The organism is Cupriavidus sp. USMAA2-4 (assembly GCF_001854305.1).
Lineage (GTDB): Bacteria > Pseudomonadota > Gammaproteobacteria > Burkholderiales > Burkholderiaceae > Cupriavidus > Cupriavidus malaysiensis.
On record NZ_CP017748.1, the window covers coordinates 2,880,063 to 2,906,495 of the forward strand.

29 protein-coding genes and 1 tRNA gene are annotated in these 26,433 nt (G+C 66.8%); 25 read left to right on the plus strand and 5 right to left on the minus strand.

Translation table 11 applies throughout. The annotated features are described in order from the left end of the window. Positions 1 to 83 precede the first annotated feature (83 nt). From BKK79_RS12675 to BKK79_RS12755, 17 genes are all read left to right on the plus strand, one after another. Positions 84 to 332 carry a BolA family protein gene (locus BKK79_RS12675; protein WP_071010038.1) on the plus strand — a complete coding sequence of 83 codons (249 nt, stop codon included), beginning with the start codon at positions 84 to 86 and terminating at the stop codon, positions 330 to 332. Positions 333 to 441: 109 nt separating this feature from the next. After that, positions 442 to 1,692 (plus strand): UDP-N-acetylglucosamine 1-carboxyvinyltransferase, encoded by a 1,251-nt coding sequence (gene murA, locus BKK79_RS12680; RefSeq protein ID WP_071010036.1) that lies wholly within the window; start codon positions 442 to 444, stop codon positions 1,690 to 1,692. Positions 1,693 to 1,709: 17 nt separating this feature from the next. Then, positions 1,710 to 2,381, plus strand: a complete 672-nt coding sequence (hisG, locus tag BKK79_RS12685; protein WP_071010034.1) for an ATP phosphoribosyltransferase — start codon at positions 1,710 to 1,712, stop codon at positions 2,379 to 2,381. Positions 2,382 to 2,411: 30 nt separating this feature from the next. Further along, on the plus strand, positions 2,412 to 3,749 hold the full coding sequence (gene hisD / locus BKK79_RS12690) for a histidinol dehydrogenase (RefSeq protein WP_071010032.1): 1,338 nt from the start codon (positions 2,412 to 2,414) through the stop codon (positions 3,747 to 3,749). 54 nt (positions 3,750 to 3,803) lie between these two features. Continuing rightward, on the plus strand, positions 3,804 to 4,904 hold the full coding sequence (hisC, locus tag BKK79_RS12695; protein WP_071010030.1) for a histidinol-phosphate transaminase: 1,101 nt from the start codon (positions 3,804 to 3,806) through the stop codon (positions 4,902 to 4,904). 4 nt (positions 4,905 to 4,908) lie between these two features. Continuing rightward, positions 4,909 to 5,496 carry an imidazoleglycerol-phosphate dehydratase HisB gene (hisB, locus tag BKK79_RS12700; protein WP_071010029.1) on the plus strand — a complete coding sequence of 196 codons (588 nt, stop codon included), beginning with the start codon at positions 4,909 to 4,911 and terminating at the stop codon, positions 5,494 to 5,496. Between the two features lie 83 nt (positions 5,497 to 5,579). Then, a complete protein-coding gene (locus BKK79_RS12705; RefSeq protein WP_071010027.1) occupies positions 5,580 to 6,203 on the plus strand; it encodes a YchE family NAAT transporter in 624 nt (207 codons plus the stop codon). Then, the gene (gene hisH, locus BKK79_RS12710) at positions 6,200 to 6,853 is read left to right on the plus strand and encodes an imidazole glycerol phosphate synthase subunit HisH (RefSeq protein WP_071037815.1); all 654 of its coding nucleotides are present in this window, start codon (positions 6,200 to 6,202) and stop codon (positions 6,851 to 6,853) included. The genes BKK79_RS12705 and hisH overlap by 4 nt, the downstream gene beginning before the upstream one ends. 121 nt (positions 6,854 to 6,974) lie before the next feature. Then, positions 6,975 to 7,721, plus strand: coding sequence for a 1-(5-phosphoribosyl)-5-[(5-phosphoribosylamino)methylideneamino]imidazole-4-carboxamide isomerase (gene hisA / locus BKK79_RS12715; RefSeq protein ID WP_071010024.1), 747 nt, complete (start codon positions 6,975 to 6,977; stop codon positions 7,719 to 7,721). Between the two features lie 72 nt (positions 7,722 to 7,793). Continuing rightward, on the plus strand, positions 7,794 to 8,564 hold the full coding sequence (hisF, locus tag BKK79_RS12720) for an imidazole glycerol phosphate synthase subunit HisF (protein ID WP_071037816.1): 771 nt from the start codon (positions 7,794 to 7,796) through the stop codon (positions 8,562 to 8,564). Positions 8,565 to 8,579: 15 nt separating this feature from the next. Then, positions 8,580 to 8,987: a phosphoribosyl-AMP cyclohydrolase gene (gene hisI, locus BKK79_RS12725; protein WP_071010021.1), complete on the plus strand. Its 408-nt coding sequence runs from the start codon at positions 8,580 to 8,582 to the stop codon at positions 8,985 to 8,987. Beyond that, positions 8,984 to 9,352, plus strand: coding sequence for a phosphoribosyl-ATP diphosphatase (locus BKK79_RS12730; RefSeq protein WP_071037817.1), 369 nt, complete (start codon positions 8,984 to 8,986; stop codon positions 9,350 to 9,352). Before hisI ends, BKK79_RS12730 begins: the two co-directional genes overlap by 4 nt. A gap of 87 nt (positions 9,353 to 9,439) precedes the next feature. Beyond that, on the plus strand, positions 9,440 to 9,826 hold the full coding sequence (locus tag BKK79_RS12735; protein WP_071010017.1) for a DUF4870 family protein: 387 nt from the start codon (positions 9,440 to 9,442) through the stop codon (positions 9,824 to 9,826). 594 nt (positions 9,827 to 10,420) lie between these two features. Further along, positions 10,421 to 10,660, plus strand: coding sequence for a Sec-independent protein translocase subunit TatA (gene tatA / locus BKK79_RS12740; RefSeq protein ID WP_071010016.1), 240 nt, complete (start codon positions 10,421 to 10,423; stop codon positions 10,658 to 10,660). A 93-nt stretch (positions 10,661 to 10,753) separates the two neighbouring features. After that, the gene (tatB, locus tag BKK79_RS12745; RefSeq protein WP_071010014.1) at positions 10,754 to 11,254 is read left to right on the plus strand and encodes a Sec-independent protein translocase protein TatB; all 501 of its coding nucleotides are present in this window, start codon (positions 10,754 to 10,756) and stop codon (positions 11,252 to 11,254) included. Between the two features lie 91 nt (positions 11,255 to 11,345). Beyond that, a complete protein-coding gene (gene tatC, locus BKK79_RS12750) occupies positions 11,346 to 12,146 on the plus strand; it encodes a twin-arginine translocase subunit TatC (protein ID WP_071010012.1) in 801 nt (266 codons plus the stop codon). A 290-nt stretch (positions 12,147 to 12,436) separates the two neighbouring features. Further along, the gene (locus BKK79_RS12755; RefSeq protein WP_071010010.1) at positions 12,437 to 13,528 is read left to right on the plus strand and encodes a porin; all 1,092 of its coding nucleotides are present in this window, start codon (positions 12,437 to 12,439) and stop codon (positions 13,526 to 13,528) included. A 631-nt stretch (positions 13,529 to 14,159) separates the two neighbouring features. Here BKK79_RS12755 and BKK79_RS12760 read toward each other — a convergent pair. Next, a complete protein-coding gene (locus BKK79_RS12760; RefSeq protein WP_071010008.1) occupies positions 14,160 to 15,359 on the minus strand; it encodes a Do family serine endopeptidase in 1,200 nt (399 codons plus the stop codon). Positions 15,360 to 15,379: 20 nt separating this feature from the next. Here BKK79_RS12760 and BKK79_RS12765 point away from each other — a divergent pair, with 20 nt between their 5' ends. Beyond that, complete coding sequence (locus BKK79_RS12765; RefSeq protein ID WP_071037818.1) at positions 15,380 to 16,126, plus strand: Nif3-like dinuclear metal center hexameric protein; 747 nt, start codon at positions 15,380 to 15,382, stop codon at positions 16,124 to 16,126. A gap of 171 nt (positions 16,127 to 16,297) precedes the next feature. Here BKK79_RS12765 and mscL read toward each other — a convergent pair whose 3' ends face one another. Then, complete coding sequence (gene mscL, locus BKK79_RS12770) at positions 16,298 to 16,723, minus strand: large conductance mechanosensitive channel protein MscL (protein WP_071010004.1); 426 nt, start codon at positions 16,721 to 16,723, stop codon at positions 16,298 to 16,300. 214 nt (positions 16,724 to 16,937) lie between these two features. On the opposite strand from mscL, the gene petA reads away from it, so the two are divergent. From petA to BKK79_RS12800, 6 genes are all read left to right on the plus strand, one after another. Next, positions 16,938 to 17,555, plus strand: a complete 618-nt coding sequence (gene petA, locus BKK79_RS12775; RefSeq protein WP_071010002.1) for a ubiquinol-cytochrome c reductase iron-sulfur subunit — start codon at positions 16,938 to 16,940, stop codon at positions 17,553 to 17,555. Between the two features lie 2 nt (positions 17,556 to 17,557). Further along, the gene (locus BKK79_RS12780) at positions 17,558 to 18,961 is read left to right on the plus strand and encodes a cytochrome b (protein WP_071010000.1); all 1,404 of its coding nucleotides are present in this window, start codon (positions 17,558 to 17,560) and stop codon (positions 18,959 to 18,961) included. Between the two features lie 31 nt (positions 18,962 to 18,992). Continuing rightward, on the plus strand, positions 18,993 to 19,736 hold the full coding sequence (locus BKK79_RS12785) for a cytochrome c1 (RefSeq protein WP_071009998.1): 744 nt from the start codon (positions 18,993 to 18,995) through the stop codon (positions 19,734 to 19,736). Positions 19,737 to 19,936: 200 nt separating this feature from the next. After that, complete coding sequence (locus tag BKK79_RS12790) at positions 19,937 to 20,548, plus strand: glutathione S-transferase N-terminal domain-containing protein (protein ID WP_020202026.1); 612 nt, start codon at positions 19,937 to 19,939, stop codon at positions 20,546 to 20,548. Between the two features lie 63 nt (positions 20,549 to 20,611). Next, positions 20,612 to 21,106: a ClpXP protease specificity-enhancing factor gene (locus BKK79_RS12795; protein WP_071015851.1), complete on the plus strand. Its 495-nt coding sequence runs from the start codon at positions 20,612 to 20,614 to the stop codon at positions 21,104 to 21,106. Between the two features lie 58 nt (positions 21,107 to 21,164). After that, a tRNA-Thr gene (locus tag BKK79_RS12800) sits at positions 21,165 to 21,240 on the plus strand. Between the two features lie 85 nt (positions 21,241 to 21,325). Here the strand turns inward: BKK79_RS12800 and BKK79_RS12805 are convergent. Further along, complete coding sequence (locus BKK79_RS12805; RefSeq protein WP_232346212.1) at positions 21,326 to 22,588, minus strand: outer membrane beta-barrel protein; 1,263 nt, start codon at positions 22,586 to 22,588, stop codon at positions 21,326 to 21,328. A gap of 859 nt (positions 22,589 to 23,447) precedes the next feature. Here BKK79_RS12805 and BKK79_RS12810 point away from each other — a divergent pair. After that, positions 23,448 to 23,693, plus strand: a complete 246-nt coding sequence (locus BKK79_RS12810; protein ID WP_071015849.1) for a hypothetical protein — start codon at positions 23,448 to 23,450, stop codon at positions 23,691 to 23,693. 36 nt (positions 23,694 to 23,729) lie between these two features. Here BKK79_RS12810 and BKK79_RS12815 read toward each other — a convergent pair whose 3' ends face one another. Next, a complete protein-coding gene (locus BKK79_RS12815; protein WP_418235899.1) occupies positions 23,730 to 24,731 on the minus strand; it encodes a Bug family tripartite tricarboxylate transporter substrate binding protein in 1,002 nt (333 codons plus the stop codon). Between the two features lie 112 nt (positions 24,732 to 24,843). Beyond that, complete coding sequence (locus BKK79_RS12820; RefSeq protein WP_071037820.1) at positions 24,844 to 26,355, minus strand: amidase; 1,512 nt, start codon at positions 26,353 to 26,355, stop codon at positions 24,844 to 24,846. Between the last annotated feature and the right edge of the window lie 78 nt (positions 26,356 to 26,433).

Here is a 26,433-nt window from a genome sequence, read left to right on the forward strand (position 1 = left end):
TGAGGCGCTCCCCCGCGCCGCTGCCGATTCCTATACCGCAAGCCAAGCGATCAGACGTAACGAGACGAAACAAAGAGAAAGACATGCTGCCTACACCGGAACAAGTCAGGGACTATATCGCCCAAGGTCTGCCATGCGAACACCTGCAGGTGGAGGGCGACGGTCAGCACTTCTTCGCCACCATCGTCAGCGGGGAGTTCGAGGGCAAGCGCCTCATCCAGCGGCACCAGCGCGTCTACGCGGCGCTGGGCGACCGCATGAAGGCCGAGATCCACGCGCTGTCGATGAAGACCCTGACGCCCGCCGAATGGCAGGCGGCCGACGGCAAGTAAGAGCAACCGGAAGCGCGCGGGCACGCAGGGCGGAGCGACGGGGCGGCATGTGCCGCCGCAGCGCGAGCGTCCCTTGCCGGCCCGCCGGCCTTCCACCAAACGACGGAACATGGACAAACTTGAGATCCAGGGCAACGGCCCGCTGCGCGGTGAGATCCGCGTCTCCGGGGCCAAGAACGCCGCGCTGCCGATCCTGTGCGCGGGGCTGCTCTGCGCCGACACGGTCTCGCTGGGCAACGTGCCCGACCTGCAGGACGTGCGCACCACGCTGAAGCTGCTGCGCCAGATGGGCATGAAGGCCGAGCAGGACGGCCACGCCGTCACGCTGGACGGCAGCGGCGTCAACCGGCCCGAGGCACCCTACGAGCTGGTCAAGACCATGCGCGCCTCCATCCTGGTGCTGGGGCCGCTGGTGGCCCGCTTCGGCGAGGCGCGCGTGTCGCTGCCCGGCGGCTGCGCCATCGGGGCGCGGCCGGTGGACCAGCACATCAAGGGCCTGCAGGCGATGGGGGCTGAGATCGCCATCGAGCATGGCTTTATCCATGCCCGTGCCAAGCGCCTCAAGGGCGCACGCGTGGTGACCGACATGATCACCGTGACCGGCACCGAGAACCTGCTGATGGCCGCCACGCTGGCCGACGGCGAGACCGTGCTGGAGAACGCCGCGCGCGAGCCCGAGGTGACCGACCTGGCCCGCCTGCTGGTCAAGATGGGCGCGCAGATCGAGGGCATCGGCACCGACCGGCTGGTGGTGCGGGGCGTCGAGCGCCTGCACGGCGCCAGCCATGACGTGGTTGCCGACCGCATCGAGGCCGGCACCTTCCTGTGCGCGGCTGCCGCCACGCTCGGCGACCTGACGCTGCGCGGCATCAGCCCGGCCATTCTCGACGCGGTGCTGGACAAGCTGCGCGAAGCCGGCGCGCGCATCGACAGCGGCGAGGACTGGATCCGCCTGGCGATGCCGCAGCGCCCGCGCGCGGTCAGCTTCCGTACCTCGGAGTACCCGGCCTTCCCGACCGACATGCAGGCGCAGTTCATGGCCCTGGACGCGGTCGCCGAAGGTACGTCGCGCGTCACCGAGACCATCTTCGAGAACCGCTTCATGCATGTGCAGGAACTGAGCCGGCTGGGTGCGAATATCTCGGTGGAGGGCAATACGGCGGTGGTGACCGGCGTGCCGCGCCTGTCCGGTGCCAAGGTGATGGCCACCGACCTGCGCGCTTCGGCCAGCCTGGTGATCGCCGGGCTGGTGGCCGAAGGCGAGACCGTCATCGACCGTATCTATCATCTGGACCGCGGTTACGACCGCATCGAAGACAAGCTGTCGGCGGTGGGCGCCAAGATCCGCCGCATCGCCTGAGTATCCCGAGGACACCCATGAATCTCGCCATCCGCCCCGCCAACCAGCTGACGCTGGCTCTGTCCAAGGGCCGCATCTTCACCGAGACGATGCCGCTGCTGGAGGCTGCAGGCATCCGCGTCACCGAGAATCCGGAGACGTCGCGCAAGCTGATCCTGCCGACCACGGATCCGGACGTGCGCGTCATCATCGTGCGCGCCTCCGACGTGCCGACCTACGTGCAGTACGGTGCCGCCGATTTCGGCGTGGCCGGCAAGGACGTGCTGATGGAGCACGGCATGGCGGGCCTCTATGCACCGATCGACCTCAATATCGCCAAGTGCCGCATGTCGGTGGCGGTGCCGGCTGGTTTCGACTATGCCAGTGCCGTGCACCAGGGCGCGCGCCTGGCGGTCGCCACCAAGTACGTGCAGACCGCGCGCGAGCACTTCGCCAAGAAGGGCGTGCACGTCGACCTGATCAAGCTCTACGGCTCGATGGAGCTGGGTCCGCTGGTGGGCCTGGCCGACGCCATCGTCGACCTGGTCAGCACCGGCGGCACGCTGCGCGCCAACAACCTCGTCGAGGTGGAGGAGATCGTGCAGATTTCGTCGCGGCTGGTGGTCAACCAGGCCGCGCTCAAGCTCAAGCGCGAGCGGCTCACGCCGATTCTCGACGCATTCGAACGGGCCTCGGCGGCGCTGGCCTGAAGCCGCCGCTTGCCCCAGGGGATAGCCATCATGACTGAAAACCGTACCGAACACGTGGTGATCCGCCAGCTCGATTCGAGCGAGGCGGGCTTCGCCGCCGCGTTGCGCGAGGTGCTGGCGTTCGAGGCTTCGGAAGACGAAGCCATCGACCGCGCCGCGGCGCAGATCCTGGCCGACGTGAAGGCGCGCGGCGATGCCGCGGTGCTGGAATACACGCAGCGTTTCGACCGCGTCGAGGCCGCCTCGCTGGGCGCGCTCGAACTGTCGCAGGCGGAGCTGGAAGCCGCGCTCGACGAGCTCGAGCCCAAGCGCCGCGCGGCGCTGGAGGCGGCGGCGGCGCGCGTGCGCGCCTACCACGAGAAGCAGAAGATCGAATGCGGCAGCCACAGCTGGGAGTACACCGAGTCCGACGGCACGGTGCTCGGCCAGAAGGTCACGCCGCTCGACCGCGTCGGCCTCTACGTGCCGGGCGGCAAGGCCGCCTATCCCTCGTCGGTGCTGATGAACGCGATTCCCGCGCGCGTGGCCGGCGTCAAGGAAGTGATCATGGTGGTGCCGACGCCGGGCGGCGTGCGCAACCCGCTGGTGCTGGCCGCCGCGCAGATCGCCGGCGTCGACCGCGTGTTCACCATCGGTGGCGCGCAGGCGGTCGGGGCGTTGGCCTACGGCACCGCCACGCTGCCGCAGGTGGACAAGATCGTCGGTCCGGGCAATGCCTATGTCGCGGCCGCCAAGCGCCGCGTGTTCGGCACGGTGGGCATCGACATGATCGCCGGGCCGTCCGAGATCCTGGTGATCTGCGACGGCACCACCGATCCCGACTGGGTGGCCATGGACCTGTTCTCGCAGGCCGAGCACGATGAACTGGCGCAATCGATCCTGCTGTGCCCGGACGCCCGCTACATCGCCGCGGTGGAGGCCAGCATCCAGCGCCAGCTCGATGTGATGCCGCGCCGCGACGTCATTGCCGCCTCGCTGTCCGGACGCGGCGCGCTGATCAAGGTGCGCGACATGGACGAGGCCTGCGAGATCGCCAACGCGATCGCGCCGGAGCACCTGGAGATCTCCGCGGAGAATCCGCGCCAGTGGGCGGAGAAGATCCGCCATGCCGGCGCCATCTTCCTAGGCCGCTTCACCAGCGAGTCGCTCGGTGACTATTGCGCCGGCCCCAACCACGTGCTGCCGACCTCGCGCACCGCGCGCTTCTCTTCCCCGCTGGGCGTCTACGATTTCCAGAAGCGCTCCAGCCTGATCGAGGTCAGCGAGGGCGGTGCGCAGATGCTGGGCCAGATCGCCGCCGAACTGGCCTACGGCGAGGGGTTGCAGGCCCACGCACGCAGCGCCGAGTACCGTATCAAGCGCAGTTGATTCCACCCGCCGCCGCCCTGCCGGGCGGCGGCAACCCACCCGAGAGGACCTTCCATGTCTGCCGTAAAGCCTTCCCTGATCGAACGCATCATCCGTGACGACGTGCGCGCCATGGGCGCCTACCACGTGCCGGACGCGCATGGTCTGGTGAAGCTCGACGCCATGGAGAACCCCTACCTGCTGCCGCCCGCGCTGCGCGCCGAACTGTCCGCCCGCCTGGGCGAGGTCGCGCTCAACCGCTACCCGGTGCCGAGCAGCGACGCGCTGCGCGCCAGGCTCCAGGCGGTGATGCAGGTGCCGGCCGGCATGGATGTGCTGCTCGGCAACGGCTCCGACGAAATCATCAGCATGCTGTCGCTGGCCGCCGCCAAGCCGGGCGCCAAGGTGCTGGCGCCGGTGCCGGGCTTCGTCATGTACGCGATGTCGGCGCAGTTCGCCGGCCTGGGCTTCGTCGGCGTGCCGCTGCGCGCGGATTTCACGCTCGACCGCGACGCCATGCTGGCGGCCATGGCCGAGCACCAGCCCGCCATCATCTACCTGGCTTATCCGAACAATCCCACCGGTAACCTGTTCGACGAAGCCGACATGGAGGCCATCCTGCGCGCCGCCGACGGCGCCGTCTGCCAGAGCCTGGTGGTGGTCGACGAGGCCTACCAGCCCTTCGCCCAGCAGAGCTGGATGCCGCGCCTGGCGGACTTCGGCAACTTGCTGGTGATGCGCACCGTGTCCAAGCTTGGCCTGGCTGGCATCCGCCTGGGCTACGTGGCCGGCGCGCCGGAATGGCTGGCGCAGCTCGACAAGGTGCGTCCGCCATACAACGTCAATGTGCTGACCGAGGCCGCCGCGCTGTTCGCGCTGGAGCATGTCGCCGTGCTCGACGAGCAGGCGGCCCGGTTGCGCGCGGAACGCGCGAACCTGGTGGCGGCGTTGCAGGCGCTGCCCGGGGTCACCGTCTTCCCCAGCGCGGCCAATTTCCTGCTGCTGCGCGTGCCCGATGGCGCACAGATCTTCGACCGAGTGCTGGCGCGCAAGGTGCTGATCAAGAACGTGGGTAAAATGCACCCGTTGCTGGCCAACTGTTTGCGCGTCACGGTCAGCACCCCCGAAGAGAACGCGCAGTTTCTCGAGGCCTTCCGTGCCTCGTTGCAGGATTAACACCATGCGTGTTGCAGAGGTCACCCGCAATACCTCCGAAACGCAGATCCGCGTTTCGCTCAATCTCGACGGCACCGGACGCCAGAAGCTGGCCTCCGGCGTGCCCTTCCTCGACCACATGCTGGACCAGATCGCCCGGCATGGCATGTTCGACCTGGAGGTCGAGGCCAAGGGCGATACGCATATCGACGACCACCATACGGTCGAGGACGTCGGCATCACGCTCGGCCAGGCCGTGGCACGTGCCATCGGCGACAAGAAGGGCATCACCCGCTACGGGCACAGCTATGTGCCGCTGGACGAATGCCTGTCGCGCGTGGTGATCGATTTCTCGGGCCGCCCGGGCCTGGAATTCCACGTGCCGTTCACGCGCGCCCGCGTGGGCAGCTTCGATGTCGACCTGACCATCGAGTTCTTCCGCGGTTTCGTCAACCATGCCGGCGTCACGCTGCATATCGACAACCTGCGCGGCATCAATGCCCACCACCAGTGCGAAACCGTGTTCAAGGCCTTCGGCCGGGCGCTGCGCATGGCGGTGGAACTGGATCCGCGCGCAGCGGGCACCGTGCCGTCCACCAAGGGGACGCTGTAAGCAGAACCGTCCCCCGGCGCGCCGGGGGGGCGGAACCGCCGCGAGGCGCCTGGATTGGCCGGCAAGCCGGCCGCACGCAACCGATGGATACCCTCAAGTCGTTCATCTCGCTGCTGGCGCTGATCAACCCGATCGGGGCGATCCCGTTCTTCATCAGCCTGACGGACCAGCAGTCCGAGACCGAGAAGCTGCACACGATCAAGATCGCATCGATCTCGGTGGCGGTGGTGGTGGCGGTGTCGGCGCTGCTGGGGCAGCAGATCATCGAGTTCTTCAATATCTCGGTGGCGTCCCTGCAGGTCGGCGGTGGCCTGATCATGATCATGATGGCCATGAACATGCTCAACGCCCAGACCAGCCGCACCAAGGCCACGCCCGAGGAGGAGGACGAGGCCGAGGCCAAGGCCAGCGTGGCGGTGGTGCCGCTGGCGCTGCCGCTGCTGACCGGGCCGGGCTCGATCAGCACGGTGATCGTCTATGCCGGCAAGACCCAGCACTGGTACCAGTTGCTGGTGCTGGTCGCCATCGGCGTGGTGCTGGGGGCGGTGGTGTATCTGGTATTCCGCGCGGCCGACCCCATTTCCAGGGTGATCGGCCGCACCGGCATCAATATCGGCACGCGCCTGATGGGCCTGATCCTGTCGGCGCTGGCCGTGGAATTCATTGTGGACGGGCTGAAGACCCTTTTGCCTGTTTTGAAATCATGACTACCATAGCAATTGTGGATTACGGCATGGGCAACCTGCGCTCGGTCGCGCAGGCACTGCGTGCCGCGGCGCCGGAAGCGGACGTGCGGGTGGTGGATGCCCCCGAGGGTATCCGCGCCGCCGACCGGGTGGTGCTGCCCGGCCAGGGTGCGATGCCGGACTGCATGGGCGCGCTGGGGGCCTCGGGCCTGCAGCAGGCCGTGCTGGAGGCGGCGACCAGCAAGCCGATGCTGGGCGTGTGCGTGGGCGAGCAGATGCTGTTCGACAGCAGTACCGAGCGCCGCGCCGGACAGGGCGACACCCCCTGCCTCGGACTGATGCCCGGCGAAGTGATCCGCTTCGAGCTGGACGGCATGACGCAGCCGGACGGCTCCCGCTTCAAAGTTCCCCAGATGGGATGGAACCGGGTCCGGCAGGTCGGCGCCCACCCGCTGTGGGAGGGGATCCCGGACGACAGCTGGTTCTATTTCGTCCACAGCTACTACGTGCGGCCGCACAACCCGGCCCATACGGCAGGCGAAACGCAGTATGGCGTCGTGTTTACCAGTGCCGTGGCGCGCGATAATATTTTTGCCACGCAGTTCCATCCGGAAAAGAGCGCCGCGATGGGTCTGCAGCTGTACAGGAACTTCGTGCATTGGAATCCGTGAGGATCCGGCCCTTGACCGATCGACCTGTTCTGACTTGAATCGACCCGAACTGACCTGACCTGACTCGACCGGTCCGCCGGTCTTGTTCCCTTTTTTCTACTCAACCACGCTCGTCACGCATATGTTGCTCATTCCGGCCATCGACCTGAAGGACGGTCAGTGTGTACGCCTCAAACAAGGCGACATGGACCAGGCCACCGTCTTTTCCGAGGATCCCGCCGCCATGGCACGTCACTGGGTGGAGCAGGGCGCTCGTCGCCTGCACCTGGTCGACTTGAATGGCGCCTTCGTGGGCAAGCCGCGCAACGAAGCCGCCATCAAGGCGATCATCGCCGAGGTGGGGGGCGAAATCCCCGTCCAGCTGGGCGGCGGCATTCGTGACCTGAACACGATCGAGCGCTGGCTCGACGACGGGTTGTCCTACGTCATCATCGGCACCGCGGCAGTGAAGAATCCCGGCTTCCTGAAGGATGCCTGCTCGGCCTTCGGCGGCCACATCATCGTTGGCCTCGATGCCAAGGACGGCAAGGTCGCCACCGACGGCTGGAGCAAGCTGACCGGCCACGAAGTGGTGGACCTGGCCCGCAAGTACGAGGACTACGGCGTCGAAGCCATCATCTATACCGATATCGGTCGCGATGGCATGCTGCAGGGCATCAACATCGAGGCGACGGTCAAGCTGGCCCAGTCGATGTCGATCCCGGTGATCGCCAGTGGCGGCCTCTCCAACCTGGCCGACATCGATCACCTGTGCGCGGTCGAGGGTGATGGCGTGGAAGGCGTGATCTGCGGCCGCGCGATCTACTCGGGTGACCTGAACTTCTCCGACGCGCAGGCCCGCGCTGACAAGCTGGGCGCGGAGCAATAGGGCAACGCGCGCACGGCGCGCCGTGCCGGCCGCCCCGGCTGCGAGCCGGGGCAGGGCCGGACAAGGAATCTCATGCTAGCCAAACGTATCATCCCCTGCCTGGACGTGACCAACGGGCGGGTGGTCAAGGGAGTCAACTTCGTCGAATTGCGCGACGCAGGCGACCCGGTCGAAATCGCGCGCCGCTACGACGAGCAGGGTGCCGATGAAATCACATTTCTCGACATTACCGCGACCAGCGACGGCCGCGACCTGATCCTGCACATCATCGAGGCCGTGGCCTCCCAGGTCTTCATCCCGCTGACTGTGGGCGGCGGTGTGCGCGCCGTCGAGGACGTACGCCGGCTGCTCAATGCTGGCGCGGACAAGATCAGTGTCAATTCGTCCGCCATCGCCAATCCGCAACTGGTGTCGGACGCCACGGCCAGGTACGGCTCGCAGTGCATCGTGGTCGCCATCGACGCCAAGCGTAGCTCGGCGCCGGGTGAGCCGCCGCGTTGGGAGGTCTTCACCCACGGCGGGCGCAAGGCCACCGGCCTGGACGCGGTGCAGTGGGCACGCGAAATGGCCGAGCGTGGCGCGGGCGAACTGTTGTTGACCAGCATGGACCGCGATGGTACCAAGAGCGGCTTCGACCTCGAACTGACGCGTGCCGTCAGCGATGCCGTGCCGGTGCCGGTGATCGCATCGGGGGGCGTGGGCAGCCTGCAGGACCTGGCCAACGGCATCCGCCTGGGCCATGCCGATGCGGTGCTGGCGGCCAGCATCTTCCACTACGGCCAGCACACCGTAGGCGAGGCGAAGGCGTTCATGGCCCGCGAGGGCATTCCGGTGCGGATCTGATCACGGCGAAGCAAGATGGCAAAGAAGTGGCTCAACAAGGTTAAATGGGACGACAACGGCCTGGTGCCGGTGATCGTGCAGGAAGTCGGCTCGAATGACGTGCTGATGTTTGCCTTCATGAACCGCGAGGCGCTGCAGCGCACCGTGGAGCTGGGCGAGGCGGTGTTCTGGTCGCGTTCGCGCAAACGCCTGTGGCACAAGGGCGAGGAGTCCGGCCATGTGCAGAAGGTGCATGAGATCCGTCTCGACTGCGACGAGGACGTGGTCCTGCTCAAGGTCACCCAGATCGACGGCATTGCCTGCCACACCGGACGGCACGCCTGCTTCTTCCAGAAGTTCGAGGGCGATGCGGAGAACGGCGACTGGCAGACGGTCGAGCCGGTCCTGAAGGACCCCACCCAGATCTACGCGGCCAAGCCATGAGCGCATCCCCGAGCGGCACCGATATCCTGGCGCGCATCGCCGCCACGCTGGAGTCGCGCAAGCCCGAACTGGGTGGCGATCCCGACAAGTCCTACGTGGCGCGCCTGTTCCACAAGGGCGACGATGCCATCCTGAAGAAGATCGGCGAGGAAGCGACCGAGACCGTGATGGCGGCCAAGGACGCGCGCGCCGCCGGCCTGTCGGACGAGGCCAAGGGCAAGGTGGTCTACGAAGTGGCCGACCTGTGGTTCCACACCATGGTGCTGCTGGCGCGCTTCGGCCTGTCCCCGGACGACGTGGTGCGCGAACTGGCGCGCCGCGAAGGCCTGTCGGGGCTGGAAGAGAAGGCGAGCCGGTCGCAATAAGGCCCACGGCGAGGCCCACGCCGCTGGTCGCGCGGAGAGCCGCGCGCCGGCCGGCACTTGCCCCGCACAACAAGGAGAAGGACGCACATGAGCAACGAATCCAGCGGCCAGGTCCTGCCTTCCGGCGCGCAGCTCGACAGCCTGCGCAAGCTGCTGCACATCCTGTATGCCCTGTACGCCATCTTCTGGCTGACCGGCGGCATTACCGCGCTGGTCGCCATCATCGTCGACTACGTCAAGCGCGACGACGCGCGCGGCAGCCTCTATGCCTCGCATTTCGCCTGGCAGATCCGCTCCTTCTGGTGGTCGATCGCCTGGGCGGTGCTGGGTGGGGCCTTGTTCTTCACCGTGGTGCTGATTCCGGCAGCCTTCGCCGTCTGGGGCGTGCTGTCGCTGTGGATGTTGTACCGCATCGTCAAGGGCTGGCTCTACCTGAACGATGGCAAGCCGATGTACCCGGACGGCTCGTTCTGAGCCGCCTGCCTGCCCACGTGGCTTCGCTTCCCCGGTCCGCCTGATCCGACTCCACCCGAACCACGAGATTTTCATGAACACGCGGGATAATCGTCACTTCTGCTAGGCCGCAGCCGGCCGGCGCGGGGCGGACCAGGCGCCAGGGCGCAGCAGGGATGGGGCGATGCCCGACGTCCGGTGGCTTCATCTCAAGGCGCCGGTACACTTCCTGCATGGTCCGGGGAGGCATCCCGCCTCGCCGGCCAATTGCGGCCCCGGCGAAGGCGGCTTGCTTGCTAAAATGGTGTAGAGAGTGCCCGGACTGGCATGGGCTGGCGCAGTGTCGGCGGTGCCGTACCATGATCGGCGCGGGGCCGGAAGACGGACAAGCCGTCCATCAACCGTACCCGCAGGCGAGGGTGGTCCATGCGTGCAGTGGAAGATGCCGCTGCGCCGGCCGGGAGCGAGCAGGAGAAGGAGGTACAGGCCGCGGTCCGTTTGACGGCGGCCGGGTGCCGCGCCGGCAACCGTCGCCCGGCGCAGGCTTGTGAGGACGGAACAAACGGGGCGGGACGGCCGGAGGGCTGTCCGCGGCGCCATCAGGAGCGATAGAAAATGGGTTCGTTGAGCATTTGGCACTGGCTGATCGTGCTGCTGATCGTGATGCTGGTATTCGGCACCAAGAAGCTGCGCAACATCGGCCAGGATCTGGGTGGCGCGGTCAAGGGCTTCAAGGACGGCATGCGCGAAGGCGACGCTGCCGATAAGCCGGCCCAGTCCGCCCAGCCCAAGGAACTGCGCGACTCGACCACCATCGATGTCGAGGCCAAGGACAAGTCGTCGCAGCAGAAGTGATGCGCGTTCCGCCCACGTTCGCGCGGCGGCGCACGTGATCCTTTCCGCTTCCGGCGCCACGGCGCCGGTCCCTCTTCCTGTCCCGAAGCCCGCATGATCGACCTCGGTATTTCCAAGCTCGCGCTGATCGGTGCCGTGGCGCTGATCGTGATCGGCCCTGAGCGGCTGCCGAAGGTGGCGCGTACGGTCGGCGCGCTGGTCGGGCGCGCCCAGCGCTATATCAATGATGTGAAGGCCGAGGTCAGCCGCGAGGTCGAGCTCGAGGAACTGCGCAAGATGCGCACCGAGTTCGAGGAAGCCGCGCGCGATGTCGAGCGGACCATCCACAAGGAAGTGAGCGAACAGACGCAGGCGCTGAACGAGGCCCTGTCCGGCGAAAGCCATGCCGAGCCCGGCGGCGGCACTGGCTACGTGCCCTCGTGGGACGCGGCGCACAAGGTCCGCACTGGCCGCAAGAGCTGGCGCGTCAAGCAGGGCGCTCGGCCGCTGTGGTTCAAGCGGCAGCAGAATGTGCGCATGTGGGCACAGTCGGGTGCGGCGCGCGTCAAACGCCACCGGCCGGCGGCGGGCCCCGGCCGCTCTTTCTTCGATTGACGTGGCCGGCCCGAGTGGCACGCCACAGCCCGGCGCCCCGCGCCGCCAAGTCTTACTCGTTACCGGCCCGCGCGGCTGAGCGATCCACGCCATGAGCGATACGCGTTCCTCCCATTCTCCCGAGCCGGATCCGCAGGACGACCAGCAGGAAACCTTCATCTCCCATCTGATCGAACTGCGCGAGCGGCTGGTCAAGGCGGTGGCCGGCGTGCTGATCATCTTCCTCGGCCTCGTCTACTGGGCGCCCGAAATCTTCAACCTCTTCGCGCGGCCGCTGATGGTCTCCCTGCCCAAGGGGGGCAGGATGATCGTCACCGACGTCACCGGTTCCTTCTTCGTGCCGATGAAGGTCACACTGCTGGTCGCCTTCCTGATCGCACTGCCCTGGGTGCTGTACCAGATCTGGAAATTCGTCGCGCCGGGCCTGTACCAGCATGAGAAGCGGCTGATCCTGCCGCTGGTCAGCAGCAGCTATGTGCTGTTCCTGTGCGGCGTCACCTTTGCCTACTTCCTGGTCTTCCCCACGGTCTTCCACTTCATGGCGCACTACAACGCGCCGCTCGGGGCGGACATGTCGACCGACATCGACAAGTACCTCAGCTTCGCCATGACCATGTTCCTTGCCTTCGGCATCACCTTCGAGGTGCCGGTGGTGGTGATCGTGCTGGTGCGCTTCGGCGTGGTGGAACTCGACAAGCTCAAGCAGGTGCGTCCCTACGTCATCGTCGGCGCATTCATCATTGCCGCCGTGGTGACGCCGCCCGACGTGCTCTCCCAGCTCCTGCTGGCCGTGCCCCTGATCGCCCTGTATGAACTGGGCCTGCTGATGGCGCGCTTCTTCCTGAAGCCGGAGGAATCGCCGGAGGCCGTGGGCGGCACGACGGCCGATTGAGCCGCCGGCGGCCCTCGCTGAGGCGCTGGCCACCGTGCCGGCAGCCGACTGTGGGAGGGCCACGGGTACCTCGGTTTACCTCTATTTTTTGCACCACTTTGGTGAAAATTGGAGACTTGTCTGTTGCTCCCTCGCAACAAATCGGGCTGATTCGCAGTGTTTACCGCGAAAAAGCCTTCTGAGCCTCTGGGGGCCTGGCCCATAATACGCAGCAGACGTTAAGTAAGTGCGTCGCCCAAGCACTTGGGCAAGCCAAGATTTCCCAATCAGTTGACAAGGAAAGTGTCGATATGAAGATGAAACTGTTTGCAGCTGCCGTCGCCGCTCTGGCCGCCGGCGGTGCGTATGCCCAGTCGAGCGTGACCCTTTACGGCGTGGCTGACGTTGGCCTCGAGTACACCAACCGCACCCCGGGTCCGAACGGCCAATCGTCGAACGCATGGCGCATGACCTCGGGCAACCAGTCCGGTTCGCGTTGGGGCCTGCGTGGCGTGGAAGACCTGGGCGGCGGCCTGAAGGGCATCTTCACCCTGGAAAGCGGTTTCAACGTTGACACCGGTGGCCAGTCGGACTCCAGCCGTCTGTTCAACCGTAACGCCTACGTCGGCCTGCAGAACCAGTGGGGCACCCTGACCCTGGGTCGCCAACAGACCCTGTTCTATGATTTCGGCCTGGTCTACGATCCGATGGCGATCTCGACCCGCTACTCGATCACCTCGATCGCTCCGGAATACGCTTCGCGTGCTGACAACGCCGCCAAGTACGTTGGTACCTTCGGTGGCCTGACCGTCGCCGCTCTGTACAGCTTCCAGAACAACGGCAACGAAATCCCGGGCGTGTTCTCGGCTGGCCGTGAGTACGGCTTCACCGCCATGTACGGCGCCGGCCCGTTCTCGGTTGGTGCGACCTATGACCAATCGAACGGCAGCACCGCTGCTTCGGCTGGCCAATCGATCCGCCGCGCAAGCGTTGCCGGTACCTACGCTTTCGGTCCGGCCAAGGTCTACGCTGGCTACCGCTGGGCGAAGGGCTACAACGGCGCAACCCTGCCGGGCGCAGTGGCTTCCGCCCCGGGCAGCGTCGTGAGCACCGCCAACCTGTACTGGCTGGGTCTGGGTTACCAACTGACCCCGGCTCTGTCGCTGACCGGCGCCGCTTACTACCAAGACTTCCGCAACACCTCGGCTGATCCGTGGCAATTCGTCGCGACCGCCGACTACGCTCTGTCGAAGCGTACCGACCTGTACACCTCGGTCTCGTACACCAAGAACAAGAGCGGCTCGTCGCTGGGCGTCGATGGTTACAACAGCAGCACGGCTTCGAACGTCATCTCCGGCGGCAACCAATTCGGTGCCGTGGTTGGTGTCCGTCACAAGTTCTAATTTGACGCGGGTGTAAGCCCGCTTCGAATCGACTTGCAGGCGAAAGCCGGCTTCCGCAAGGAAGCCGGCTTTTCTCATTTCTGCGGCCCCATCTGCGGCCCGCATCTGCCGCCGGCGTTGCGTGGAGGCGCCACGGCTATCGTGCAGCGCCCATTCCGGATGTGGCCTGACCCTTCCTCTGGCAATTGCCCTGGCGTGCGGCGGGGCCGATGCAGCCCACCGCAGCGCATAGCTGCCTGCCCGAGGGCGCCGCCTCTCGGGTCGTCGAAGCAGGGAGGGGAGGCAGGTTTTTGGCGCGTGGCGAGTTCCTTTGGAGCCACGCAAACGCATCAACATGCCTGAGCGTGGATGGCCCATGGAAGGCCTTGGGCAGAGGGCTGGGCGGCGATGTGGCAACTGCGGTCCTGCCGGCGTCGCCACGGGGCGTTCCGGCTGCGTCGATGTCCGCTTCGCCGGCCGCCATGATCGGCATGAGCCAATGCCGGTCGGCAGCCCCCTCAGGGCAAAGCTTCCCTGGGGGCGCGGTTTTCCCGCCGACGCGCTCCCGACGCCCAAGAAAGAAGCCCGCCATGGCAGCGGGCTTCAGTATTTCCGGCGCGGAGGTCTGCGCGCGGACCGTATGGCGTACCGCTTATTCCTCTTCTTCGTCGAGCTGCATGGCTCGGCGCGGCGGCGGCGGGCGCTTGCCGATCATCACGGTCAGCTCGGCCTGCTTGCCGCGTCGCATGACCTGCATCTTGGCCGCCGCCCCCGGCTTGAGCTGGGCCACCGCATTGAGCAGCGCGGTGCTGTCGGCAATGTGCTGGCCATCGACCGTGACCAGGATATCGCCGGGACGCACCCCTGCCTTGTCGGCCGGGCCACCCTGCACCACGGCGGCGATCAGGGCGCCTTCCTTGGCTTCCAGGCCGAAGGATTCGGCGATCTCCGGGGTCATGTCCTGCGGCTCCACGCCGATCCAGCCGCGCGTGACCGAGCCGGTGGAGATGATCGATTCCATCACCTGCTTGGCAGTCGATACCGGGATGGCGAAGCCGATCCCCAGCGAGCCGCCCGAGCGCGAATAGATCGCCGTATTGATGCCGAGCAGGTTGCCGCGCGCATCGACCAATGCGCCACCCGAATTGCCCGGGTTGATGGCCGCATCGGTCTGGATGAAGTTCTCGAAGGTATTGATACCCAGATGGCTGCGGCCCAGCGCCGAGACGATGCCCATCGTCACCGTCTGGCCGACGCCGAACGGGTTGCCGATGGCCAGCACGATGTCGCCCACCTTGACGTTTTCGATCCGTCCCAGCGTGATGGCCGGCAGGTCCTTCAGGCCCACCTTCAGCACCGCCAGGTCGGTTTCCGGATCGGAGCCCACCACCTTGGCATTGGCCTTGCGCCCATCCGTCAGCGCCACCTCGATCTCGTCGGCGCCGTCCACCACATGGTGGTTGGTTAGAATGTAACCTTCGGAACTGACGATCACGCCGGAGCCGAGGCTCGACACGGGTTCCTGCCGCTCGGGCAGGCGGTCGCCGAAGAAGAAGCGGAACCAGGGATCTTCCTGCTGCTGCGGGTTCTGGCTGCGCTTGCGGCCGTTCTTGCTGGTGAAGATGTTCACCACCGCCGGCATCGCCTGCTGCGCGGCCTCGCTATAGGAGCCCTCCGCGGACCCGCCGCTCACATTGGGCACGACTTCCTTCAGCGCGACGATCGGAGAGCCGGATTGGACCGCGACCCGGCCGCGCTGCAGCCAGTCCGGCTTCAACGTGGCCACGACGAACCAGACCGCCAGCACGACCGTGACAGCCTGGGCGAAAAACAGCCAAAATCGGCGCAACATATTGGGAATTTGAGCGGAAAATGAAAACCAGAGAGCTGGAATTGTACTTGAACGATCTGCTCGAGGCGTCTCGCTACAAGGACTATTGCCCCAACGGCCTGCAAGTGCAAGGGCGTGCCGAAGTGCGGCATATCGTCACGGGCGTGACTGCCAGCCTGGCGCTGGTGGAGGCTGCCATCGAGGCCGGCGCCGATGCCCTGCTGGTCCATCACGGTTACTTCTGGAAGAACGAGGATGCCCGCGTGATCGGGCAGAAACACGCCCGTCTCAAACGCCTGCTCGGTGCCGACCTGAACCTGTTCGCCTACCACCTGCCGCTGGACGGCCATCCGGAACTGGGCAACAACGCCCAGCTCGGGCTGCAGCTCGGGCTCACGCCGCATGGCCGTTTCGGCGACAACGACTTGTGCTGGTCCGGCTCGCTGCCGCAAGCGATGCCGCTCGCGACCTTCGCTGCCCATGTCGGCGGCGTGCTGGGGCGCGAGCCGCTGGTGCTGGGCGAGCCTGGGCAGATGGTCCGCAGCATCGGCTGGTGCACCGGCGGGGCCCAGGGCTATTTCGATGCCGCAGTGGCGGCGGGGGTCGACGCTTACCTGAGCGGCGAGGCCTCCGAGCAGACCACGCACCTGGCGCGCGAGAGCGGCGTGGCCTATCTGGCCGCCGGCCACCATGCCACCGAGCGCTTCGGCATCCGTGCGCTGGGTGAGCACCTGGCCGACCGCTTCGGCCTCAGCCACACCTTCATCGACATCCCGAATCCGGTCTGAGCGCGGCGACCCGCGGCCCCGGTTTGTCGCTTGCCGGGCGAAGAATCCATCCCATTTGATCTGGCGCAAGAAAACCGGGTCGGAACGGGTGTTTAAATATTGCGGCGCCGCAATAACATGCGGCGCCGCAATATTTTTACCGGCTGTGGGCCGTGTCCTACGGGTAAATCCTTACTTGGCTTTCAGGCTGTCGCGGATTTCGCGCAGCAGCACCACTTCTTCCGGCGTCGGGGCCGGTGCGGGAGGCGGCTCCTGGGCGCGCAGTTTATTGAAACCGCGCACCATCAGGAAAATGATGAACGCGAGAATGACGAAATTCACGACGATGGTCAGGAAATTCCCGTAGGCGAACACCGGGACGCCGGCCTTCTTCAGGGCGTCCAGTGTCATCGGTGTTCCTGCTGGTGGCTCCGATAAGGTGACGAACAGGTTGGAGAAGTCCAGCTTGCCGATGATGCGGCCCACGATGGGCATGATCAGGTCGTTGACCACCGAATCCACGATTTTCCCGAAGGCAGCGCCGATGATCACACCGACCGCGAGGTCGATGACGTTGCCGCGCATCGCGAAAGTTTTGAATTCCGAAACCATTCCCATTGCATTCTCCCGATTTGTTGCGCGTATCGTACTATACGCATGCCAAAAGCCTGCCGCATCACCGCCAGGAACGCAAGTGTGAAGCAGGGAACCCTGTTGCATCGTCCGATTATCGTACGGCGGTGGCGTGTCATGCGCCTTTCGTCGAACAATGTGCCTAAGGTACAATTTGCGGTTGACGCAAAATCTAAATTGACTTCCCCTGGGGTTTGGAATGAGTGACCAGCAGAGCGTGAAAAGCGTGGATAAGGGGCGTCGCACTTGGTTGATCGCGACGTCCGTGGCTGGCGGCATCGGAGGAGTGGCAGTGGCGGTGCCGTTTGTCAGTACGTTTGCGCCATCGGAGAAGGCCAAAGCGGCCGGCGCCCCGGTCGAGGCCGACATCGGAGCCCTCAAGCCTGGCGAGATGATGACGGTGGAGTGGCGCGGCAAGCCTGTGTGGATCCTGCGGCGCACCGATGAGATGCTGGCGTCTCTCAAGAAGACCGACGTCGAAGTGGCCGATCCGAACTCGGATGTGCCCTTCACCATGAAGACGCCCGAGTACTGCAAGAACGAAACCCGTTCACGCGCCGACCACAAGGACGTCCTGGTCGTGGTCGGCATCTGTTCCCACCTGGGCTGCTCGCCTTCCGGCCCGTTCCCCGCCGGCGCCAATCCCCAGCTCGGCAGCGATCCCGGCTTCCTCTGCCCCTGCCACGGCTCGACCTTCGATCTCGCCGGGCGCGTGTTCAAGAACAAGCCGGCCCCGCAGAACCTTGACGTTCCCCCATACCAGTTCCTGACCGACACCAAGATCGTGATCGGCAAGGACGAGAAAGGAGAGGCCTGATCATGGCAGCCGAGAAAGAAGTCAAGACGACCGGCCTGCTGGGCTGGATCGACGCGCGCTTCCCCGCCACCCAGCTGTGGGAAGACCACCTCTCCAAGTACTACGCGCCAAAGAACTTCAACTTCTGGTACTTCTTCGGTTCGCTGGCGCTGCTGGTGCTGGTGATCCAGATCGTCACCGGCATCTTCCTGGTGATGAACTACAAGCCGGACGGCACGCTGAATGCGGCCGGCATCCCGGTCGCCTTCGCCAGCGTCGAGTTCATCATGCGCGAGGTGCCCTGGGGCTGGCTGGTGCGCTACATGCACTCGACCGGCGCCTCGGCCTTCTTCGTCGTGGTCTACCTGCACATGTTCCGCGGCCTGCTGTATGGTTCCTACCGCAAGCCGCGCGAGCTGGTGTGGATCTTCGGCTGCCTGATCTTCCTGTGCCTGATGGCCGAGGCCTTCATGGGCTACCTGCTGCCCTGGGGCCAGATGTCCTACTGGGGCGCGCAGGTGATCGTCAACCTGTTCTCGGCCATCCCGGTGATCGGCCAGGACCTGTCACTGTTCATCCGCGGCGACTACGTGGTCAGCGACGCCACGCTGAACCGCTTCTTCTCCTTCCACGTGATCGCCGTGCCGCTGGTGCTGCTTGGCCTGGTGGTGGCGCATATCATCGCGCTTCACGAAGTGGGCTCGAACAACCCCGACGGCGTCGAGATCAAGGCCAAGAAGGACGAGAACGGCATCCCGCTGGACGGCATCCCCTTCCACCCCTACTACTCGGTGCATGACCTGCTGGGCGTGGGCGGCTTCCTGATGGTGTTCTCGGCGGTGATCTTCTTCTTCCCCGAGGTCGGCGGCTACTTCCTGGAATCGAACAACTTCTTCCAGGCCGATCCGCTGAAGACCCCGCCGCACATTGCCCCGGTCTGGTACTTCACGCCGTTCTACTCGATGCTGCGCGCCACCACCTCGAACTTCCTGCCGATCCTGTGGGTGTTCTTCGCGCTGCTGCTGGGCCTGGTCTTCCTGCGCAGCAAGGATGCGCGTATCAAGATCGGCGCATTGGCCATCGCCGTGATCCTGGCGGTCGGCTTCTACTTCATCGACGCCAAGTTCTGGGGCGTGCTGGTGATGGGCGGCTCGGTCATCGTGCTGTTCTTCCTGCCCTGGCTGGACCACTCGCCGGTCAAGTCGATCCGCTACCGTCCTGCCTTCCACAAGTCGATCCTGATCGTCTTCGTGGTGGTGTTCCTGGTGCTCGGCTACCTGGGCGTGCAGCCGCCGTCGCCGGTGGGCGAAAAGGTGTCGCAGCTCGGCACCCTGCTGTACTTCGCCTTCTTCCTGACCATGCCGCTGTGGAGCCGCGCCGGCACCTTCAAGCCGGTGCCGGACCGCGTGACCTTCACCCCGCACTGACCGAAGGCCCACCAGAGGACAAGGACACAAGATGAAAAAGCTGCTTTCGATCTTCGCACTCGCGGGCGCCTGCTTTGCCGCCGCTCCTGCCATCGCCAGCGAAGGGGGCTATCCCCTGGAGCCGGCGCCGGTGCAGACCAGCGACCTGTCGTCGCTGCAGCGCGGCGCGAAGCTGTTCGTCAACTACTGCCTGAACTGCCACGGCGCCTCCCTGATGCGGTACAACCGCCTCAAGGATATCGGCCTCACCGACGACCAGATCCGCGAAAACCTGCTGTTCTCCGCGGACAAGGTCGGCGAGACCATGACCATCGCCATGCACCCCAAGGACGCCAAGTCCTTCTTCGGCGCGACCCCGCCGGACCTGTCGGTGATCGCCCGCGCCCGCGGCGACGATTGGCTCTACACCTATCTGCGCACCTTCTACCGCGACGACAACCGCGCCACCGGCTGGAACAACCTCGTGTTCCCCAGCGTCGGCATGCCGCACGTGCTGTGGGAACTGCAGGGCCAGCGCGCCGCCAAGTTCAAGGAAGTGGAAGAGCATGGCGAGACCGTGCACAAGTTCGCCGGCTTCGAGCAACTCACGCCCGGCAAGCTGAGCACGGTCGAGTATGACCAGGCCGTGGCCGACCTGGTCGGCTTCCTCGACTGGATGTCTGAGCCGGCGCAGAACCAGCGCAAGCGCCTGGGCGTGTGGGTGCTGCTGTTCCTGGGCATGTTCACCATCTTCGCCTGGCGCCTGAACGCGGCCTACTGGAAAGACATCAAGTAAGGCAGGCCAGCGCTGCAGGGGCTGGACCGGCGCCGCCGGTCCAGCCTTTTTCATTGTCGGCCTGGCGGCACTTCGCTGGCGGGAAGTGCCGTGTTGGATTGCATTAATGTGATTCAAATGCCATAAATTTGCTTTCTATTGGTCGCTTCTGCCAGAATACTGGGCCCAGTCCACCGACCCCGCACGCAAGGAATCCAACCATGATGGTGTTGTATTCGGGCACCACCTGCCCGTTCTCTCAACGTTGCCGCCTCGTCCTGTTCGAAAAGGGCATGGATTTCGAGATCCGCGACGTCGACCTGTTCAACAAGCCGGAAGACATCTCGGTGATGAACCCCTACGGCCAGGTGCCCATCCTGGTCGAGCGCGACCTCATCCTGTATGAGTCGAACATCATCAACGAGTATATCGACGAGCGCTTCCCGCACCCGCAGCTGATGCCGGCCGACCCGGTGCAGCGAGCCCGCGCCCGCCTGTTCCTGTTCAACTTCGAGAAGGAACTCTTCACGCACGTCTACGCCCTCGAGAATGAGAAGGGCAAGGCCGCCGAGAAGAGCCACGAGCGCGCCCGCGCGGCCATCCGCGACCGCCTGACGCAACTCGCCCCGATCTTCGTCAAGAACAAGTACATGCTGGGCGAAGAGTTCTCGATGCTCGACGTCGCCATCGCGCCGCTGCTGTGGCGCCTGGACCACTACGGCATCGAACTGTCGAAGAACGCCGCGCCGCTGCTGAAGTACGCCGAGCGTATCTTCAGCCGTCCGGCCTACATCGAAGCACTCACCCCGTCGGAAAAGGTGATGCGCCGCTAAGCAGCGGAGCGCCGTCCGGCTTCATACCGGACGGCCCGCCCGGCCCGCGCCACTGGAAGCACCATGCCTGAAACCTCCACCAAGCCCTACCTGGTCCGCGCCATCTACGAATGGTGCACCGACAACGGCTTCACGCCGTACATCGCGGTCTTCGTCGACGCCAACACCAACGTGCCGCGCGAGTTCGTCAAGAACAACGAGATCGTGCTCAACGTCAGCTTCGACGCCACCAGCGGCCTCGACATGGGCAACGAGTGGATCACCTTCAGTGCCCGCTTCGGCGGTGTCTCGCGCAAGATCGACGTGCCGGTCGAGAACGTGCTCGCCATCTACGCCCGCGAGAACGGCCAGGGCATGGCCTTCCCGGTGGAGCGCAGCGTGCCCGAGACCCAGGCCGCCACGGAGCGTGAAAACAACCCGCCGCCCAAGCTGGCCCCGGTCGGCAGCGACAGCGCGCCCGCCCCGCAAGGCAGCGGTGATGGCAACGGCGACGACGATCCCAACCCGCCCGTGCCCCGCATCGGCGGCAAGAAGCCTGCCTTGAAGGTGGTGAAGTAAGCCAGCCTTCCTCACAAGCCGCCCGGCATGCAGTAGAATGGCGGGCTGCACCACATTTGCCGGCTTAGCTCATCAGGTAGAGCAGTTGATTTGTAATCATCAGGTGGCGGGTTCGAGTCCTGCAGCCGGCACCAATTCCGAAGCGGCCCCGAGTTTCTCGGGGCCGTTTTGCTTTCCTGGCCCGGCGCATGACGCCGGCGAACCGAGCCGCTGCAGGCGCTACATCAACATCCCCACCTCCAGCACCCCCCGCACCTGCCCGCGCCGGTTGCCGTCCGCGCCGAACGCCAGTCCGGGCGCCGTCTTGCGCGCGCCCACGTAGGACAGTTCGACCCGCGCGAAGAAGCGCTGGTACTGGTAGGTCGGCGTCAGCGTCAGCGACCACGCCGCGCTGCCCGGGCCGTACAGCAGGTTGGCGGCGCCGCTTGCGGCATCGCCGGTGGAGGCGATGTACTCCAGCCGCAGCGGCAGCTTGAAGCCGGGCAGGCGCAGGGCGGCGGGCGTGGCGGCGTTGCCGAAGTCGTAGCTCATCAGCAGCGCGGCACCGTAGGTGGAGGCGGCGCCGGTGCCTTGCGTGGGCAGGCTGGGCACGTGGGTGAACTGCACATAGGGCTGCAGCGTCCAGGCCCCCTGGGTGTGCGCATAGATCAGGTTGTAGATCTGCTGGTTGTTCTGCAGCACCGGGGTGGCGGTGGTGGAGACATCGCTGCGGCGGGTGCTGGCGCCGCCGCTGAAGGTGAGGGTATTGCTGTCGTCGAAGGCGTAGCTGGCCAGGGCCGAGACCCAGTTGTAGCGCTGCGAGTAGAAGCCGTCGTTGACGGACGCCGACAGGGTCAGCGGGCCCGAGGCGTAGTTGACCTGTACGCCGCGATTGACGGCGTTCTCCTGGTTCCACAGCAGGCCACGCTGGATGTTGAGATTCTGGAAGGTGAAGGTGCTTTCCGCACCGATCAGCGTCGGCAGCTTGCCGGCCTGGATCGACAGGCTGTCGCTCAGTGCGAGCTTGAGGTAGCCCTGCGGCACGGCGTTGAACAGGGCGGGCGTGGCGCGGTCCGCGCGCTGGTAGGGCACGCCGAGCACGGGCACCGAGTAGTAGCCGGCCTGCAGGAAGAACTGCAGCATGCCGTCGGCCTTGTTGACGAAGACCTGGGCATTGCCCAGGTCGGCTTGCCAGGTGTGGTCGTTGGCGGCGGCGTGGCTCTGTCCCTGGACCAGGCCGCTGACGATGCCGCCGAACCAGAGCGGGCCCAGCGGGCCGGCGTCGACCCGGACCGGCGCGGCGCTCAGCGTGCTGGCGATCGACGGTTGCAGCGCGGGCGTGGCTGGCGCGGTGGGCTCGGTGGGCTCGGTGGGCGCGGGTTCTGCCGTTGCGGGCTGTGCGGTGGGCATGGTGGCGTCCTGCGCGCGGGCCGCCGGGCTGGCGCCCAGGATGGCCAGCGCGACGGCGGTTGCGGCGCAGGAGGAGGTAAGAGGGATCTTCATGGATGGCTTCCTTCGTGATGGCAGCGGCTGCGGCGCGGCTTGCACCACGCCGGTGGCGAGGTTCGCCGCGGCGTGTGCAGGCGCACCGGGCTGGTGCGGATCCCCGCGGCGGCGCAAGCGTCGTGCCATTGGCGGACACCGTGATCATCGCTCAGCCTGCCGTGCCGCGCCCCGCCTGGCTTGCCGGGCAGGCGGATTTAAACGACTGCCATCCATGCGATTTCATCGCTTGACGCCGCCACGCGGAGACCCTGCCGGACGCAGGCGATGCGCGCGCCTGGCGTGCCTGCCATGGCATGCGCCATAGGCCGCGGCAGGTGCGACGGCAGCCGAGACGGCAGGCGCGCCACGCTGTAGCTGCCGTCATGCACCACGTGGGCCCATGCGCCATGTCCCCAACCGGTGCATGCGCGCAGCGACTGGAGCGCATGCGTATTCGTCGTTTCTTGTCGTGCACGCGACGTCCTACACTGCCTGCATCGGAGGCGGCATGGCGCGCTGAAGTCGATCAGCCCAGGCCCGCCCCGAGCGCCAAGCCTACATCATGCATCCGCAACGCTCCGTCGTGATGGCAGTGGCCGAGGCTCTTCCCGCAGCCCGCACCGCCCCCGCAGTTCGCCCCGTCGTTCCGTCTCCTTTCCCGCACGCGGTCTCGTTCCGCTCAGCCGTCGCGCTGGGGCCCGGCACCCGTCGCACTGCGCCGGGCCGAACCGGCTCCGCCTGATCCCGCTTCACCGCCGGCCCGCGGCAACGTGTCCGGACCGTGCGCCAGCAGCATGGCGCGCGCGGGCGTGGCCGGCCTCCGGGGTGACGCGCGTCCGGCGCGTCCGTTTCCCTTTACCTTAGCCAAGACCTCATCGTGAAATCCTTTCTTCTGATCGGCGCCGCATTGGCCGCCGCTTCCGTCTCGTTCTCCGCCGTGGCCGGCCCCGACTTCTACATCATCGAGAAGGGGCGCGATGCCAAGCGCGCGGTGCAGCGTGCGGAAGCCGCGCAGGCAGCGCAGGCCTCCCAGGCCGTGCCGGCTCCGCAAGCCGCGCCGGCAACGCAGCCGCCCCTGACCTCCGTCACGCCGCGCGGCGTGGTGTATCGGCGCGGGGGCTGAACGGCGCGCACCGGCGAGCAGTGGCGCCGCCGTCGTTCAATCCACCCGTATCGCCGCCCGCGCCGCCACCGCCCGCATCTGCGGCAGTTCGCGCTCGACGCGCTGGCGCACGGCCGCGCCGTCGCCGTAGGCCGGGCTCAGGCCCAGTTCGACCATGCGTTGCCTGGTCTGCGGCGCGGTGGCGACGTCGGCCAGCGCCTTCTCCAGTTTCTGCTGTACCGGCTGGGGCAGTCCCGCCGGCGCCAGCAGCGCGAACCAGGTGCCCATCTCGAAGCCGGGGTAGCCGCTTTCGGCCACCGTGGGTACTTGCGGCAGCGATGGCAGGCGCTGGGATGACAGCACCGCCAGCGGCTTGATCTTGCCGCTCTGGATCAGGGGCTGGGTGGCGACGATGGTATCGACCGCCACCGGCACCTGGCCGCCGGCCAGCGCGGTGAGGCTGGGTGCGCTGCCGTTGAAGGGCACGTGCACCATGCGGATGCCGGCGGCGGATTTGAGCATTTCGCCGCCGAAGTGGACCGAGGAGCCGGTGCCGAAGGAGCCGTAGGAGAACTTGTCCGGTTCGGCCCTGGCCTGGGCGACGAGATCCTTGAGCGAGTTGACGGGTACCGCGGGATTGGCCACCAGCACCAGCGCCATGTCGGCCACCAGGCCCAGCGGGGTGAAGCTCTTGACGGGGTCGTAGGCCAGGTTCTGGCGGATGGCGGGGTTCAGCGTCAGCGTGGTGCTGGCGGCCAGCAGCAGGGTGTAGCCATCGGGCGGCGACTTGGCCAGCACGGTGGCGCCGACCACGGTGCTGGCGCCGGGTTTGTTTTCCACCACCACCGTCTGCCCCAGTTTCTCGCCCAGGCCGACCGCCAGCAGGCGGCCCAGCACATCGGTGGCGCCGCCGGCGGCGAAGGGGATCAGCAGCTTGATCGGCCGCGTCGGGTAGGCGGCGTCGGCGCGCGCGCCGAGCGGGACTGCGGCGCACAGGGCGCCCAGCGTGCACAGGACGGCCAGTGCGCGCAGGCGGGGGCGGGGTACTGCGGTCGTCATCTTCGTCATGTCGGACTCCTGCCGGCGGGGGATGGGGGAAGCGAAAGCAGTCGGTATCGGCGGGGGCGGGACGGTCGCCGGCGTGCTTGCCGCCACCCGTCCCTGTCCGTGCTCAGCCCAGCAGCGGGCTGGCGACGCGCGCGTAGCCGCTGGCCTGGTCGTAGGCGTGGCCGAGCTGCAGCACCGCGGCGTCGGCCTGCGCCGGGCCGATGATCTGCAGCCCGCAGGGCAGGCCGCCGGGGCCGAAGCCCGCCGGTGCGGACAGCACCGGCAGTCCTGCCATGGTGGCCGGCACCACGGCCTGCATCCAGCGGTGGTAGGTATCCATGGCGCGCCCGTCGATGGCCTTGGGCCAGTCCCAGTCCACCGGGAAGGGGAAGACCTGGGTGGCCGGCATGACCAGGAAGTCGACGCGCTCGAACAGCGTGCGCAGCGCCTGGTACCAGGCGCTGCGCACGCGCGCCGCGTCGTAGACCTGCATGGCGCCCAGGGCGAGGCCGCGCTCGATCTCCCAGACCGCTTCCGGCTTGAGCAGGGCGCGCTTGGCCGGGTCGTGGTACAGCGCCGCGTTGGCGCCCGCCACCGAGAAGCTGCGCAGGTCGATCCAGGCGCGCCACAGGCTGTCCAGGTCGAAGGCCGGCTGCACCGGCTCGACGTGGCAGCCGATGGTACGGAAGTGGGCCAGCGCCGCCGCGCAGGTGTCGAGCAGGCCGGGTTCCGTCGGCAGGTGGCCGCCGAGGTCGCCCAGCCAGCCGATGCGGGTGCCGCGCAGGTCGCGCTCCAGCGCGGGCGCGAAGCTGCCGGGGGTCTCGGCGCGGCGCGTCAGCGGCAGGCGTGCGTCGAAGCCGGCCTGCACCGACAGCAGCAGCGCCAGGTCGGGGATGTTGCGCGCCATCGGGCCGGCCACGCTGAACTGCTGGAAGAACACTTCTTCGGTGGGGCCGTGCGGCACGCAGCCGAACGAGGTGCGCAGGCCGTAGACGTTGTTGAAGGCGGCCGGCGTGCGCAGCGAGCCCATCATGTCGGAGCCGTCGGCCACCGGCAGCATGCGCAGCGCCACCGCCACGCCGGCGCCGCCGCTGCTGCCGCCGGCCGAGCGGCCGGGGTCGAAGGCATTGCGGGTGGCGCCGTAGATGGGGTTGTAGGTATGGCCGCCGAGGCCGAACTCGGGCGAGTTGGTGCGGCCGACGAAGAGCGCGCCGCCGGCGCGCATGCGCTCGAACACCACGGCATCGGCGGTGGGCACATGGTCGCGGAACACCGGCGAGCCCTTGGTGGTGACCATGCCGGCCACCGGCATGATGTCCTTGGGCGCCTGCGGGAAACCGTGCAGCGGGCCGCGGCTGTGGCCGCGCGCCAGCTCGGCGTCGCGTTCGGCGGCCTGGGCTGCCAGCGCCTCGCGCGCGGCCGGCGCGACGATGGCGTTGACCAGCGGGTTCAGGCGGTCGATCTGCGCCAGGTAGGCGTCGAGCACCTCGGCGCACGACACCTCGCGCGCGTGGATGGCGTGCGACAGGGCGACGGCGTCGAGGGCGACGATGGTGCTTCCGGTGCCACCTTCCGGAGCGGCATTCGGGGTCGGGCGGGCGTGTGCTGCGGTGGCGGCGGGGGCGGTGGCGGTCATGCGGTCAGGGTGCGGTGTGCGTGGCGATGCAGAACAGCATAGGGACGGCCGAGGGTTTCGACAATCGAGGATTTTTCC